The 16149-nt window shown below is 44.2% G+C and carries 14 protein-coding genes and 1 pseudogene; all 15 read right to left on the reverse strand.

Annotation, left to right across the window (positions count from 1 at the left end; translation table 11 throughout):
* Positions 1 to 41 precede the first annotated feature (41 nt).
* The 15 genes and pseudogenes from AC6I2O_RS06315 to prfA all read right to left on the reverse strand — a co-directional run bounded on the left by AC6I2O_RS06315 (position 42) and on the right by prfA (position 16117).
* The gene (locus tag AC6I2O_RS06315) at positions 42 to 962 is read right to left on the reverse strand and encodes a diacylglycerol/lipid kinase family protein (RefSeq protein WP_120391036.1); all 921 of its coding nucleotides are present in this window, start codon (positions 960 to 962) and stop codon (positions 42 to 44) included.
* Positions 963 to 1038: 76 nt separating this feature from the next.
* Complete coding sequence (locus AC6I2O_RS06320) at positions 1039 to 2898, reverse strand: glycoside hydrolase family 2 protein (protein WP_497742139.1); 1860 nt, start codon at positions 2896 to 2898, stop codon at positions 1039 to 1041.
* A 281-nt stretch (positions 2899 to 3179) separates the two neighbouring features.
* The gene (locus AC6I2O_RS06325; RefSeq protein WP_288885963.1) at positions 3180 to 3599 is read right to left on the reverse strand and encodes a hypothetical protein; all 420 of its coding nucleotides are present in this window, start codon (positions 3597 to 3599) and stop codon (positions 3180 to 3182) included.
* 14 nt (positions 3600 to 3613) lie between these two features.
* Positions 3614 to 5329, reverse strand: a complete 1716-nt coding sequence (locus tag AC6I2O_RS06330; protein WP_497742140.1) for a DNA translocase FtsK — start codon at positions 5327 to 5329, stop codon at positions 3614 to 3616.
* A gap of 39 nt (positions 5330 to 5368) precedes the next feature.
* A complete protein-coding gene (locus AC6I2O_RS06335) occupies positions 5369 to 6622 on the reverse strand; it encodes an ATP-binding protein (protein ID WP_497742141.1) in 1254 nt (417 codons plus the stop codon).
* A gap of 197 nt (positions 6623 to 6819) precedes the next feature.
* Positions 6820 to 7008: pseudogene (locus tag AC6I2O_RS06340) on the reverse strand (recombinase family protein); the annotation flags it as partial.
* A gap of 145 nt (positions 7009 to 7153) precedes the next feature.
* Positions 7154 to 8653 carry a sodium-dependent transporter gene (locus AC6I2O_RS06345; protein WP_120391072.1) on the reverse strand — a complete coding sequence of 500 codons (1500 nt, stop codon included), beginning with the start codon at positions 8651 to 8653 and terminating at the stop codon, positions 7154 to 7156.
* A 227-nt stretch (positions 8654 to 8880) separates the two neighbouring features.
* Positions 8881 to 9498: a TIGR04100 family radical SAM protein gene (locus tag AC6I2O_RS06350; protein WP_497742142.1), complete on the reverse strand. Its 618-nt coding sequence runs from the start codon at positions 9496 to 9498 to the stop codon at positions 8881 to 8883.
* A 71-nt stretch (positions 9499 to 9569) separates the two neighbouring features.
* Positions 9570 to 10406 carry a pyridoxamine kinase gene (locus tag AC6I2O_RS06355; protein WP_497742143.1) on the reverse strand — a complete coding sequence of 279 codons (837 nt, stop codon included), beginning with the start codon at positions 10404 to 10406 and terminating at the stop codon, positions 9570 to 9572.
* Positions 10403 to 10930 carry an ECF transporter S component gene (locus AC6I2O_RS06360; protein ID WP_497742144.1) on the reverse strand — a complete coding sequence of 176 codons (528 nt, stop codon included), beginning with the start codon at positions 10928 to 10930 and terminating at the stop codon, positions 10403 to 10405. Before AC6I2O_RS06360 ends, AC6I2O_RS06355 begins: the two co-directional genes overlap by 4 nt.
* A gap of 243 nt (positions 10931 to 11173) precedes the next feature.
* Positions 11174 to 12223 carry an Ig-like domain-containing protein gene (locus AC6I2O_RS06365; RefSeq protein ID WP_497742145.1) on the reverse strand — a complete coding sequence of 350 codons (1050 nt, stop codon included), beginning with the start codon at positions 12221 to 12223 and terminating at the stop codon, positions 11174 to 11176.
* Positions 12224 to 12387: 164 nt separating this feature from the next.
* Positions 12388 to 13218, reverse strand: coding sequence for a carbohydrate ABC transporter permease (locus AC6I2O_RS06370; RefSeq protein ID WP_497742146.1), 831 nt, complete (start codon positions 13216 to 13218; stop codon positions 12388 to 12390).
* A gap of 19 nt (positions 13219 to 13237) precedes the next feature.
* Positions 13238 to 14137: a carbohydrate ABC transporter permease gene (locus AC6I2O_RS06375; protein WP_120391077.1), complete on the reverse strand. Its 900-nt coding sequence runs from the start codon at positions 14135 to 14137 to the stop codon at positions 13238 to 13240.
* 39 nt (positions 14138 to 14176) lie between these two features.
* Positions 14177 to 14974 carry an extracellular solute-binding protein gene (locus tag AC6I2O_RS06380; protein WP_497742147.1) on the reverse strand — a complete coding sequence of 266 codons (798 nt, stop codon included), beginning with the start codon at positions 14972 to 14974 and terminating at the stop codon, positions 14177 to 14179.
* 72 nt (positions 14975 to 15046) lie between these two features.
* Entirely contained in the window at positions 15047 to 16117 is a 1071-nt protein-coding gene (gene prfA / locus AC6I2O_RS06385) for a peptide chain release factor 1 (RefSeq protein ID WP_497742148.1), read from the reverse strand.
* Positions 16118 to 16149: the final 32 nt, after the last annotated feature.

Here is a 16149-nt window from a genome sequence, read left to right on the forward strand (position 1 = left end):
ATTCTACAGAAACAGGCCTGACAGAGCGTACGCTGTTCTTTTTAGCTGGGAATTACATGCAGCTGTGAATCCGGCGAAGCCCCCGTCATAATCTCAATCGCTTCTGGAAGATTCCAAAGCTCCACCTCTGTATGCTCTCCGCCATTCTCGCCGTCCCGTGTCCATGCCACCGGAAGCGCTGATGTTATTTTAAGATACTTTGTTTTAAACCGCACGACATTTTTGCTTGTCTCATCCTTCATCAGAATCGCCGTAATAACCTCCGGCCAGTCAGCCAGATTCTGAGGCGTGCGTACCAGCATAACCTCAAACAGCCCGTCATTCAGCTCCACATTTTTCCCGGTTAGCCCACGGATGCCCGCCACTGAGGTAGAATTGGAAACCATCCCATACATGAACTCTCCCTCATCGGTGAATTCCTCGCTCTCTATCCGAAGGAAATAGCTCTTCCAGCTTCCCACCCGCTTCATGCCCTCCAGGAGGTAGGCAGTATGGCCCAGCATGTTTTTCAGCTCCTGATTCGTCTGATAGGAAACATCGGTCAGAAAACCGAAAGCCGCCACATAAACGAAATACGCATCATTGAATTTACCGATATCACATGCAAAAGGATCTCCTTTTACAATCAGCTCTGCAGCCTGCTCCATCTGCTTCGGAATACCGAGACTGTTTCCAAAATCATTCGTACTGCCCGCCGGTATGTAACCGATGGTCCGCTTTACTCCGCTTTGCATCAGCCCGCTTACCACCTCGTCCAGCGTGCCGTCGCCGCCGCTGCAGACCACCTCGTCGTAATCCCCGGCACATCTTTTTATAATATCGCTGGCATCCAGACCTTTTTTCGTCGGATATACCGTTATCTCATAACCATTTGCTGAAAAAAGCTCCAGAATTGCTGAAAGATGGTTCCTGATCAATCCCTTTCCTGATCTGGGATTGTACACAAACAGCATTTTTTTCATATCCTGTCTCCTGTACTGTTTTCTATCTTATAATTTTGCCTGATCTCTCACAAGACAAATTATTGTCAAATTATCTTCATTTTTTGTTATAAATACGGTCCGCGTCGCGCTTTTTCACCTTGCAGATTTTCCGGTCATACGTGTACAGGCCATTGATCTCTTCTTCCACATCGCACACCTGCGTATATACGGCTCCTGCAAGTCCCTCCTGCTCCAGCGCGCGTATCTGTTTCTGGAGCTGCACAAAAGCCTCCGCAAACTCTTCCACGTTCTGATAAGAGCGATATCCATAAGAAACGCTTGCATACATGTGGCCCGGAACCGGACAGGAATACCCTCCATATTCCGAGAGCACAAAAGGACGCCTGCCTTTCTGTACCCGAAGCGGCCGGAAATAATTGTGGACACTCCGAATATCCCCGCCTCCCTGGTCAAACCAGCCGCTTGCATGGTCCACCAGACGCGTAGGATCTTCACGTTTTATTTTTTTAGTCACGCGCAGCGCGTCAAACTGTCCCCAACCTTCATTAAACGGCACCCACATGCCGATACAGGGACAATTATAGAGCTGCATCACTGCCGCAATACATTCCTCCAGCCACTGCGCGCGGGCCTGTTTATCAGTCCTTGCGAAAAAACTGTAATGGCTGTCCTTCACCTGCGTGCCCGCAGGCGGCAACACGGTCGGCAGATAGCACAGGCGTTTCAAATCCAGTGGTCCGCCTCCGTTTACCATATCCTGCCACACCAGCATGCCGATACGGTCACAGTGATAATACCAGCGCATCGGTTCAATCTTCACGTGTTTGCGTAACATATTAAAACCAAGCTCTTTCATCTTGGTAATATCGAATACCATCGCCTCGTCACAGGGCGGCGTGTACAGGCTCTCCGGCCAGTACCCCTGGTCAAGTACCCCGTTCACAAAATATGGCTTATTATTCAAAAACAGCCGTGCAATCCCGTTTTTATCGTGCCCTGTCGAAAATTTACGCAGAGCAAAATAGCTTCTTATCGTGTCCTCACCCGCACGAATCACCAGATCATACAAAAAAGGATCCTCGGGGCTCCACACATGAACCTCCGGCAGCGTAATCACCGTCGTTGCCATTACCTTTTCAATCTGCTCTCCTGCATATACGCTGCATCTGCCCTCTGCCCCTCTTTCCGCCGCCACAAACGACGATGCCGGAATCTGGTGCAGATAAGAACTCCACCTGCCGCTGACCAGCACCGCCACATCCAGCGGCTCCGTCATCGTCAGCTCCAGCTTCACCTCTCCCTCATCAAACCGAGGCGTAATCTTTATATTCTCGATATAATTTTCCGGAACCCATTCCAGCCACACAGTCTGCCAGATGCCGCTTACTGCCGTATAAAACATTCCCTCCGGAGCCAGCGTCTGCTTTCCGCGTGCCGCCTGGCCCTTGTCCGTATCGTCCTGCACACGTACCCAGATCGTATTCTTTCCCTCATGCAGCTGCTCTGTCACATCAAATGTAAAGGACAGATATCCTCCTCTGTGTCCGCCCAGAAGCTTTCCGTTCCACCAGACAATACATCGCTCATCCACTGCCCCAAAATGCAGCAAAAGACGCCTGCCTTTTGGAACCTCCGGAATCTCCACACTACGAAAATACCAGAGGTATTCCCCTGGATGCAGCTTTTTCCCAACTCCGGACCGGCTGCTTTCCGGCGCAAACGGCACCAGAATCCTGCCGTCAAAATTCTCCGGTCTGTTTCCCTTTTTTGTAAATGCGTAATGCCAGTGCCCATTCAAACAAATCCACTCACTGCGCTGCATCTGCGGCCTTGGATACTCCTTTGGTACCGCCTCCGATGCCGCCTGCTCACTCCAGACGGTCTGCAACTCATATGTTCTTTTCTTTTTCTTCTGTCCCGCCTTTGCCGCTGTCAGGGCATCCAATATGCGCATTCTGCTCACTCCTTCTCCCTCAGTTCAGGGGCTACCCCAAAATCGGTATTTTGGTAACAGTTCCCTCGCTACCAACAGTATAAATCATTTCTTCTCATGAACCAAGTAGATTCTTAAGATTTAAGATAATCTTTATGAATTTAAAAAAATGCTATACTGGTTTCTTTTTCTTTTTGCCATAATAAAAGGCCTTCTATGAACTAGATTTTATCATAGAAGACCTGATATTCAAACTTTTACAGACTTTTTTCACAGTCTTTGTTTAAATAAATATTTTTAAACTATTTGTAACTATTTAAAATTTCTCCAACTGCCTTTTCCACCGTATCAAATTGTGCATACCCATCCAGATACAGACAGATATTCCCCTCCTCACCAATCAACAAAACATCCTTATCAAAAGGATCTTCCATCTCACTGGCGATACGCAGCAATTCTTCTTTCTCTGACTCTTCACCAATCAAGACGATACGTTGTATTCTACCGCTTTCCTGTTTCAGCAGCTTGAGTATATCCGGAATAGAATCCTCCGTCTTTTCCTGCTGTACGGACAAATATCCCATTCCATGATCGAAGACGTTTTGGAGCAGTTCGTCTGAGACATCCTTATTAAAAATCAGGAGACCAAAAGAATCTGTTTCTGGAAACGCAAATTTTATTTTCGTTTCTGCTTCTTTTTCCGGATTCTCTTTCTTTTTCAATAGACAATCATCTGTTATTTCACTGTTACCTCATCTACCGAATGTAATTCTTTGATATATTCTTCAAACATATCCAATGACATAAGAACCATTCTTGGTTTTACTCCTTCTTCTTCACCAACAACACCAGCTTCTTCAAGCTGATCCATTATCCGGACGGCACGATTAAAACCTATCTTAAATATGCGCTGTATCATACCAATAGACGCTTTATCTTTCTCAATGATAAATTTTCCTGCCTCAATGAAATAGGGGTCTAATTCACTTTTATTGCAAGCTGACTGCACTCGCTCTGGTTTCTTTTCATAGTCCACGCCATAATATCCCACCATCTGACTTTTGACAAAATTAATCACACTCTCCATTTCCCTATCAGAAACATATGTCCCTTGTACACGCAAAGGCGTTCTTGCGCCCTGCGGATAAAACAACATATCGCCGTCAGACAATAAATCCTCTGCCCCTTTAGCGTCTAAAATCGTTCTTGAATCTATGGCAGAAAACACATTGAATGCTATGCGGCTTGATATGTTTGCCTTAATCATACCCGTTATCACATCTACAGACGGTCTTTGCGTGGAGATAACGAGATGTATTCCGGCGTTTCTTCCCATTTGCGCCAGCCTGCAAATGCTTTCTTCTGTGCTACTGCTATACGCTATCATCAAGTCTGAAAAGTCATCTATAATAATAACAATTTGTGGCATTTTCTGGGGCGGTTCATCACTAGAAGAATATTTCTCCACGGCTTTATTATACCCCTTCAAATCCTTTACACCAAATTTTGCAAACTCTCGATACCTATCAGTCATTTCAGCAACCACCCATTGTAAAGCCCCTGTTGACTTTCTTAAATCCGTCACGACTGGAATAAGTAAATGCGGAATACCGTTATACATAGTCAAGTTTACCGCCTTTGTATCTATCATCAGCAGTTTTACATTGTTTGGGTCTGCCTTATACAGAATGCTCATTATAAGGCTGCTGATACATACTGACTTGCCAGAGCCGGTAGTGCCTCCGATAAGCAAATGACACATATTATCAAGGCTTTCAATAATGGTATTTCCTACTACATCTTTTCCAACGGTGACCGCCAAATCAGAGGGATTTTCCATAAACTCTTTTGATTCTATCATTTCTCTAAATGTGACTATGGGCAATTCTTTGTTTTCCACATCTATGCCTATGGTTGTCCTGCCGGGAATGGGTGCTTCTATATGGAGGTTAGCAGCTTCTAAGTTCAGTTTTATATCATCTTCAATTTTCAGCACATCACGAACACGAACGCCTTTTCCAATCTGAATTTCAAACCTTGTGAAACGTGCGCCGTGTGATATTTCCACAATATCCGCATTCACACCAAATGCTTCAAATGTCTGCTTTAGTTTCTCTGCCTGTTCTTCTGTCTTACCTATATAGTTTTCTGAATCCTCCATTTTATCTAACAAACTAACAGGTGGAAATATATATTTAAATGGTTCTGGCTCTTCTATTGCTGTTTCTGTTGTAAGTAGATTATTTCCTTTCGGTATTTCGATTTCTTCTTTAATCGGCTCTGATTGCGATTCTTTAACCACTATTTCCGTTATTTTGTTCGCCCTGTCAATCTCTGCATATGCTTCTAATACTGACAATTCCGCTTCCTTTTCTGCATTATCAGCAGTATTCTCCATTTTCCTAGTGCTTTCCAGCTTTAAAATGTCCATTATTTTACTTATAAATGACATAATCTTCCCACCTGCATAACTTTCATAAAGCTTATCAAGTTATTTTAATCTATATTTCGTGCCTCTGCCTTTGCCTTCAAGAAGTACCACACCTTTTTGTACCAAATCTTTCAATAATTGTGTCGTCTTTGATTTGCCAAAAGGTACATACGGTGTAATTTCGCTTATTGGTTTCAGCATTGTCTTGCTTAAAATTTTATAGATTGCACTTTCATCTTCCGTTAAATTCAAATCGTTTTCAAAAACCGGAAGCACGATTTTTATAGTATTCTCTGATACTTCAAAATCTGGTTTTATGAAACCTTCTTCATAGAGTTGTTTTATTCTTGTGATTCCTGTTCCGAATATCTCGACAAAACCCAATCTATAAAATACATTTGCAAGATTTCTATTTCTTAAAACAGAAAGTTTACCAGATAAATATTCTTCCGCTGTTATTCCAGATGGCAAACCACCAGGAGAAACCACTTCAATTCTGTCATCAAACATCAAAACTCTGATTTGAGATTCAACATCCCAAACTCTGTGAATCAAAGCATTGGCAATTGCCTCTCTAAAGGCAACTTCCGGTATTTTCTCCATCTTTTTTCTATCAACCCCCTGTATTACTTCATATTGGTAATAATCTCTAAATACAGGTATCGACTTTTCATATGCATCTAATATGGAGATATGCTCAAATGTCGTTCTCTTTTGAATAATGCTGATGTTTTCACCGAATTTCACTATATCAATTCCTGGAAAATGATTTTTATCTGCCAAAAGACCTGCCGCATTATTATATCCATTGACATTGTCATATAAGTTTAGTGTTTTTAATGTATCCTGGTTAAATGTTTCAATCTGAATACTTTCTTCCAACTTACGATGCAAAACTTCAAAAGACAGTTCCTGTTCTTTACATGGCAACTCTTCAAATCTGATGTTTTTCCCATCCAAAATAAGCCTTGAGAATTCCAGTGTATCTACCTCTATCGTTGCTGTATCGTTTCGCTTATATGCTTTTGATTTATATAAATACGGCTTCTGAAGTCCACTTTTTACAAGGAGTTTTATCGTCTGATCATTATTCTGTACTTCAAGTGTATAATTAGGTTGAGGAAAAATACTGTCATTGATTTTATTTTCAATATCCAAACAAGATTGTATTACATCTGGCAATCCTTTCATGTTGCCATCATCATTAACCCCAAAAAGGATTGTTCCACCATCATAATTCGAAAAGGCACTAACTGTTTTTAAAAAGGTATTCGTAACCGTTTCCTTAAATTCTAATGTTCTCGTTTCACGCATATGAATCGTATTCCTCCAATCTTATTGATTATATTATATGCAGAAACAAGCGAAAAAACAATCGTATTTTTTTACGATTGTTTTTTCATTCGTTTTCGATTATAAATTTCATATTTCACTTAGAAATTACAGTTGCTTGGTTACTGTCTGCCAGGGATTCCAGGTATGTACTGTTGTTTTCGCAAGTATTTCTGATCTTACCACGCCACATACTGTACGCCTTTGTATCCGTCCCCCTCGTCTTCCCAAAAAATATCTCCCACCTGCAACTTTTTAATCAACTTCTTATATTCCGGCCTGTTAAAATCTTTTCCCGATATCTTGTCCATATAAATATTCCTGCTAAAAATCCCTTTCTCCTGTAACGCATTCATCTGCCTGTCCTCATTCTGATCTGTACTTCATACCCGTATGTATCCATACTCCTTACCCATCCGAATCCCTCCTATTTTCGTATAATAAAAACAGCCTGCTCCACACAGACTGTTTTATAATAAACGCTAAATAGCCAAAACCTTCTTCTGAAATCTATTACCGTTCCTCTCTTTTATCCCTTTTCCCGCCGAATGCAAACCATCCGACCAAAGCAAGGAAGGCCACGGCCACAAGCATCCACCCCACAAGCAGCATCGGATTATTTTCTGCTTTCGCGCGCGGCGCAAACATATCCCAGTAACCTTTCAGATATACAATGACCACAAGCACCGGAATCCCATATGTAATATAGCCGCGGACAAACGCCGGGAACTTCATACCGGTTCCTGCATTCGCTTCTTTGATGAAATGCTTCCAGCCCCAACCGTTTTTCTGTGTACAGAACATCAGATACACAAGGGAACCAAGCGGAAGCAGGTTGCTGGAAACGAGGAAATCCTCGAGATCCATGATTCCTGTCCCGGTGCCAAGCGGCTGAATTCCAGAAAGGACATTAAAGCCGAGCACTGCCGGCATTGACAGAAGAATAATCAACACAATATTGATCGCAACTGCCTTTTTCCTCGAAACGCCAAACAAATCCATTGCAAACGAAATGATATTCTCAAATACGGCAATGACCGTTGACAGAGCTGCAAACGACAGGAACAGGAAGAACAGACTTCCCCAGATCCTTCCGCCTGCCATCTGATTAAAAATCTGCGGCAGTGTAATAAAAATGAGGGACGGCCCTGCATCCGGCTCCACGCCAAACGAGAAACAAGCCGGAATAATAATCAGCCCTGCCATCAAGGCTACAAATGTATCAAGAATCCCGATGCTCATCGCCTCTCCTGTCAGAGAACGGTTTTTGTCCAGATAACTGCCGAAAATCGCCATTGCTCCGATTCCAAGGCTTAAGGTAAAGAATGCCTGGGACATCGCTCCAAACACAATATCACCGATTCCTATCTCTTTCATTTTCTGGAAATCCGGAACAAGATAGAACTTCACGCCTTCCATTGCTCCCGGCAGGCGCACAGAATGTACAGCCAGCACGATAATGAGCCCCAGAAGTGCAATCATCATCACCTTCGTAATCCGCTCCACACCCTTTTGCACACCAAGCGCACAGATACCGAACGAAATCACCACGGCAAGCACCATCCACAGCGTCAGCGTTCCCGGAGACGAAAGCATCTCATTGAATTTTGCTCCCGATGCCTGCGCATCCAAAATAGAACCGGAAAAATCTCCCCTGACGCAGCGGAAACAATAATACATCATCCATCCTGCCACCATGGTATAAAACATCATCAGCAGATAATTTCCTGCCATGCCGAACCAGCCGTAATGATGCCACTTTGTCCCCTTCGGCTCAAGTACGCGAAAAGAAGTAGCACAGCTCTTCTGGCTGCCTCTTCCGACCGAAAACTCACAGACCATAATCGGCCATCCCATCAGTACAAGAAAAGCCAGATAGATCAGAATGAACGCCGCTCCTCCGTACTTTCCTGTCATGTACGGAAACTTCCATACATTTCCAATTCCTACCGCGCAGCCGGCCGAAACTAAAATAAAACCAAGGCGGCTGCCAAATTTTTCTCTTTCCTTCATTTTTTCTCTCCTTGCAATTTACTGACCTTCCAGATAATTGTAAAACACCGAAGCAAACCGGTACCAAAAGCCAAATAAACCCGGAGAAAAGTCACCCTCTATTTTGTGCCTTTTCCCCGGGTTCTGACTTTACAACAAATTCACAATTAACTATACTGTTATTCAGTATAACTGATCGTCAAAGTTCTGTCAATTTCAGAAACCAGATTTTATCACATAAGAATTCTTTAGTCCTCCCACGGACGAATGCGATAGCGCGCGCCTACCTCTTCACAGATTTTCCGGCACTCTTCCTCTTCCTGCTTCGTCAGCGTCGTATCAACAGTAGTCATCACAACCTCGGACACATATTTTTTACATTCTTTTGCAAAAGAAAGCATCGCTTCAAATGACTGTTCTCCAAATTTCGGACGCACCAGTTCATAATATTTTCCAGCATCCGGTGTGTTCAAACTGATCGACACAGTATCAATCAATCCCTCAAACAACGGCGCAATATTTTTCCCATTCACCAGATTCCCCAGACCATTCGTATTGATTCGTATCTTCTTTCCATATCGTTCTTTCACAAACTGTGCCGTTCCCAGCAATACCTCCAGCGCCTCTGTCGGCTCTCCGAATCCGCAAAATACCACTTCCCCATATTTTCCCATATCAAATTTGTCAAATTCCGCCTTTACTTCCTCTACCGAAGGCGTATGCTCCAGCCAGAGCACCCCCGACTCTTCCATGGACTCTCTTGTCTGCCGCAAACAGAACGTACAGGCACACGGACACTTGTTTGTCAGATTTACATACAGATTCCCATGTACCTCATATAAAATCGTCATCGCTTTCTCTTTCATAACATCCATTCTCCTTTTTCTCATCCAATTTAATTATCTCAGAATGCGAACGGTCTTTCATAGACAGCTCCCTATCGCAGCGTATGGAGCACCTCTTCAAAGCATACTCCGTCCGTCACCGGAATCCCCAGTTCTATTGATTTCTCAATACAACGTTTGATAAAACGTGACGCTTTTTTTACGGACTCCTGAAACTCCACGCCATTTACCGCGTCTGCCGCAACAATCGCCGCAAAAATATCGCCTGTTCCGGACCGCTGTGTTCCCACCTTATGCGTTCTTCGGATTTTTCCTTCTCTGCCTCTTTCATAACAGAAATTTGCAATAAAATCCCCCTGCACAATTCCCGTAATTACAACCTTCTCCGGCCCCATACTGCTCAGCTTTTCTGCCAGAGAAGCGATTTCCTTCATCCTCCATCGTTCCTCATGGTACGACGTGTCGGTCAAAATACATGCCTCCGTCAGATTTGGCGTGAGAATATCTGCATAAGAAACAAGCCGCTTCATCTCCTCGCACATTTCCGGCGTATACGTCGCATACGTCTTTCCATAATCCCCCATCACCGGATCTACAACAATCACATTGTCCTTTGTGCCAAATTCCTCAAGAAAACGAATTACAATCTGAATCTGTTCCCTGGAACCAAGAAATCCGGTGCTAATACCCGAAAACTGAAGCTCCAGCTTTTTCCATTCATCAATATAAGCCTGCATTCGGTCTGTATAATCTTCAAAATAGAAGCTCGGAAAACCGGTGTGGTTTGAAAAAATCGAAGTCGGCACCGGACAGCACTGAATTTTCATTGAAGAAATAACCGGCAGGGCAACTGCAATCGAGCAGCGCCCAAAGCCGGAAAAATCATTGATCACAGCTATCTTTTTCTGGTGATTATGATCCTGTTTCATCCTATCCTCCCCAAAAGTCTGATTACATGTGCCTTTTCCAGCACAAAACCAAGTGCATAAAAGGCCGCCAGTCCGATTACGCCTTCCAGCGTCAACCCCGGAACCTGCAAAAGCCCCGTATAAAAGCTTCCATTCAAAACAGCTCCCGCTGCCGTGTATCCAAATACCATCACAGCAACACCCGCCACGCCTGCAAGAAGCGTTCGCGGCGAAGCCATATGCAGCTTCTTTTCACTTCCCCATGCAAGAAGGCCAATCACCAGGCCCATCACACTTTTAATCAACAGAGTAGGCAGTACCCACTGGGTATAGCCAGTCAGTAAATCTGCCATCGCTGAACCAATGCCGCCCGCCAGAAGACCTGTTCCCGGACCAAACATTGCCGCAGTCAAAAGAATACACGTATTACCAAGATGCATGTACCCAAGAGGGATCGGAATCTGAATCACCATTGTACTGATGCACACAAGCGCAATGGAAAGCGCGTTAATTGTGACATATTTTGCTGCATGTTCTTTCATCATTATTCGTCGCTCCTTCGCTGCCGGTTTTTCCTCATCTTCCTTCCAAATATAGTTTCCGTGGAAATTCCTGCATTTTTTATTTCTACAATCATATCGAAGGATTGGCTCTTTTTAAATAACCAGTTTTTATTTTTTTAATAAGTCCAGTTTTTTAAACACGAAATTCCAGGACATAAAAAAGCGGTCGCGCCATTTCTGTTTTCAAAAGTTCTGAAATGCGCGACAGCCCTTTATATTTTATCATCAGATCGAAAATGCTGTAAACCCAAGATCTTTCATACTAATGCCGACCTTCGTCCGCAGTAGATACCCCTCCCAGCCGACAAATGCCATCTGTAAAGACGCATTGGACAGCTGATTCACTTGTGCGGAAGAAATACCTCCACTCGTATCTTTAATCGTAAACGCTACATTAGATTTTCCATTATATTTCGCCGGTACAATTTGAGCTTCTGACATGAATGCTCCCAGCCCATCACCGATTACGACAAGGCAATTCGGTCTTACATACTGTAAATCTGCGGCATTTACATACATGGAGATCGCAAAGTCACCGTAATAATATTCTGTACTCATAATAAAATGATACTGCTTCTTTTTCGAATCATATTCGATTCCCCATGTAATATCCATACCTTCTACATAATCAGAAGCGCTGATAAATTTATTTCCATTTGCATTCAGACTGCCATACTTTGTGATATACTGGTTCAGCTTCTGATACCCGCTTGCAAACGCCGGCTTCTTCACTACCGTAACTTTACAGGTATATTTCTTTCCGCCCACCTTTGCCGTGATCGTAGCTGTTCCCGCTTTTTTCGCAGTTACTTTTCCCTTAGCATTTACGGAAGCAACACTGCTTTTGCTTGATGACCACTTTACACTTTTCTTTGTCCCCGTCATTTTCAGCGTATAAGTGTCTTTCACCGTAAGTTTCAGCGTCTTTTTTGAGATTGCCGGTGTCGTGACTGTAATCTTACATCTATATTTCTTTCCGTCTACTTTTGCGGTAATCGTAGCTGTTCCGGCCTTTTTTGCCGTCACCTTACCTTTTGAATTTACGGTCGCAATCTTACTGCTTGAAGTACTCCACTGCACTTTTTTCTTTGTCCCGGATATCTTCAGCTGAAGTGTGCTGCCCTTTTCCAGACTTGTCTTTGTCTTACTGATCTTGACCTTTGATGCAGCCTGCACCGTTGACACCAGATTCAGCTGCGGAATATCAATCGAAACCGTGGCTGCCAGGCAAAAAACAAGAAAAAGGCATGCTGCAAATTTTTTTGTGCTTTTCATAAACTCCATTCCTCCCTTAAAAAAATAGTTCCGCCAGGGCACTTCGTTCAGATAACCCTGTATGTTTTATTGTACCATATCTTTCCTGAAAGTAAATGCGTTTTTCTCCTTTTTGCACAATTAATGCAGCAGACCCAGTTCTTCTGATTTCCTTCTATTTGTATTTATCCCTTGACACCGGACAGTGCAATTCCTTCAATAAATTGCTTTTGGGCCAGCAAAAATGCCAGCATTACGGGCAACACAGAAAGCACTGCTCCTGCCATCAGCAAATTATACTGCACACCGTACAGGCTCTGGAAAGAGGCCAGACCAATCGGCAGCGTTTTGAGTTTCGCTGACTGAAGTGTAATGAGCGGCCACAGGAAGTCATTCCAGGAGCCCATAAAGCTGAATACAAACAGAGTGGACACAATTGCCTTGGTCAGCGGCATATATACACGGATAAAAATCTGCGGCTGGCTTGCACCGTCTATGATTGCTGCTTCCTTTAACTGTCCCGGCAGCGTCATATAGAACTGCCGCATTAAAAACACCCCAAACGCGTTTCCAAATATAAACGGAAGAATCACAGATGCATGTTTATCCACCCAACCCAGTTCCCGCATAATGACATAGCGCGGGATCAGCAAAATCATACCCGGAACCATCATCGTAGACAGATAAATTTTAAACAGCAGTTCCCTGCCTCTGAAATCCAGTTTCGCGAACGCATATCCGGCCAGCGAGCAAAAGAAAACCTGCCCTACCGTCGTCACGAGCGCAATATAGATGGAATTTCCAAACATCCGGAAAATATCAATTTTTTTAATTACATCTGTATAATTCTTGAAAATCGGCTTTTCCGGAAAAAAAGTCGGCGGCCATGTCAGAATTTCATTCGGGGCTTTCAGAGACGTAATCACGGTCCAGAAAAACGGCATAATAAAAATAAATGCCAAAATACACATGCCCACAAATTCCGCAATCTTAACCGCATTTAATTTTTTCTTCATCACCTTCACCTCCCCGGGTTTAATCATAGCTCTGATTCCTGCCGCCAAATTTCATCTGCAGCATTGTGAATACAAAAATAATGATAAATACGATCCAGGACAACGCCGACGCATAGCCCATATCGAAGAATTTAAATGCATTCTGATAGATCCAGTAGTACACAACTCTCGTCGCGTCCCCGGGGCCTCCCTGCGTTGTCATATATACCACGTCAAATACCTGGAACGAGTTGATAATTGACATTACGGTGACAAAAAAGATAGACGGCGCGCTGAGCGGCAGCGCAACATTTTTAAATTTCTGAAACCCGTTCGCTCCATCCAGAGCCGCCGCCTCATACAGTGATTTTGGCACGTCCTTGAATGCCGCGATTAAAATGACAACATTGAATCCGAGGCTTTTCCAGATACCGATCAGGATCACAGACATCATCGCGTACCGTTCGTCTCCGAGCCAGCTGATCCCGTCAATCCCGAAAAAGCTCAGGAAGTAATTTACAACGCCGTAGTCACCGTTCAGCAGCCATTTCCAGATCATGGATACCGATATCATTGACAAGGTAACAGGAATAAAAATAATGCTTCGAAAAACAGTCGTTCCCCTCAGATCCCCTGACAATACGTACGCTACGAGAATCGCAGCCACAACGCCAAGCGGAATGCTTATAAAAGAATAAACCGCAGTATTTTTCAGGGCGATAAAAAACTGCTCGTCGCGCATCATTTTTTCTGTAAAATTCGCAAGCCCCACGAATTCCGGAGGATTAATCATATCCCACTTCATAAACGACATATACAACGAAAAAAGTATCGGAATCAGGACGAATATGGCTGTCGCTATGAGATTGGGGGCTATGAATACATAGCCCCAGAAATTTTCCCCTTTTTTGATTGGATTTACTTTTTGCCTTGTTTTCATGGTAATTTCCACTCCTTTTTTAACAGGGGGATGCAAGCACTATCTTCCAACCTCTTCCAGATAAGCGTTTGCTTCCTCAGCAGCATTTTCCAAAGCTTCAAGCGCTGTCGTTTTTCCTCTGGCTGCCTCTGTCATATTTCTCGCAAAAATATCATCCATCAGCTTCATCCACTCCGGATGGAACGGATGATCCTTCGTGTTATTAAACTGTTTCAGAATCACGTCAAGCTGCTCCTGTGTCTCGCCTTCCAGCATCCACACCCCGGATTCTGTCACACTCTTCATAACCGGCATTCCCATACCTGTCGCAGAGTTAATTTCCTGTCCCGTTTTTCCGCAGTAGAATTTGATAAATTCCCATGCAGCCTCTTTGTTCTTGCTGTCTTTTGCCATACCAAGCGCTACAAAGTTGAGCGGCGCCACCTCACTCTTTTCAATCGGGAATGTTGTAAATCCATAATTTCCGTCAAAGTCTTTCAGGAAATACGTCATAAATCTGCCGCCGATTACCATGGAAGCCAGACCTGACTTAAATGCATCGATCTCTCCGCCGCCCATACTTGTCATATCGTCTGGATTTGTCGCACAATGCTCCACGTTTGCAAGATCAAAGTAGAACTGCAGCGCTTCTGCCGTGTTCGGATCAACAACCATTCTCTTTCCTTCTTCATCAAGAATCTTTCCGCCGTTCTTGTAAGCAATGTTAAACCATGCCGGCCATCCGTTTTCCGGAGCATTCCACACCAGAAATTCCCGAAGCTTTCGGAGAAAGATTATCTTGAAGTAATCTAAAAGTAATTTCAATGACCGAACAAAAATCCCCACCGGATCGTCCAAAAAGGCGAACTCCGATGGGGATTCTCATTCAAATTCTGTCTTCTGACCTTCGCGGCCTGTATGTTTATCGTTCTACTCGTTCATCTTCGCCAGCTTAGCCGCCTGGTCCGCTGCGACACAGCTGTCGATAATCTCCTGAATATCTCCGTCCATAATCTTATCCAATTTATACAAGGTCAGATTAATCCGATGATCCGTCACACGGCCCTGCGGGAAATTGTAGGTACGGATCTTCTCAGAACGGTCGCCGGTACCGATCTGACTGCGCCGCATCTCTGCCTCCGCGTCATGCGCTTTCTGCTGCTCGATGTCGTACAGCTTGGCACGCAGAAGCGCAAATGCCTTCGCTTTGTTCTGAAGCTGTGACTTTTCTGTCTGGCTGTATACCACAATACCAGTCGGATAGTGCGTCAGACGCACCGCGGAATCGGTCGTATTGACACACTGGCCGCCGTTGCCGGATGCACGCATGACATCGATTCGGATATCTTTGTCGTCGATCACAACGTCGACCTCCTCAGCCTCCGGCATTACTGCAACCGTAATCGTAGAGGTATGAATCCGGCCGCCCGACTCTGTCTCCGGAACACGCTGTACGCGGTGTACGCCGGACTCATATTTCAGCATCGAATAGGCTCCCTGGCCTGTAATCATGAAATTCACGTATTTCATACCGCCGATTCCGATTTCCTCAAAATCCATGGTCTCTACACGCCAGCGGCGGCTCTCCGCATAATGTACGTACATACGGTAGATCTCCGCGGCAAACAGAGCCGCCTCATCACCGCCCGCACCTGCGCGGATTTCCACGATAACATTTTTATCATCATTCGGGTCTTTTGGAAGCAAAAGAATCTTCAGCTCACGTTCGAGCTCCTCAATCCGTTTCTTCGCCTCTGAAAGTTCCTCCTTCAGCATTTCCCGCATTTCATCATCCGACTCCTCGTCAAGCATGGCAAGGCTGTCGTCCACGGTCTCTTTACAATTTTTATATTCTTTATATGCGTCCACGAGAGGCTGCAGGTTGCCCTGCTCCTTCATCAGTTTCTGAAACCGCTGCTGGTCGGCAATCACAGCCGGATCGTTCAGCATGTTCAGAATCTCTTCGAAACGCATCACCAGATCTTCCAATTTATCAAACATGATTTCCTCCTGAATTTCCCTTTTCCATATCA

The organism is Blautia sp. St.27G3 (genome assembly GCF_059728505.1).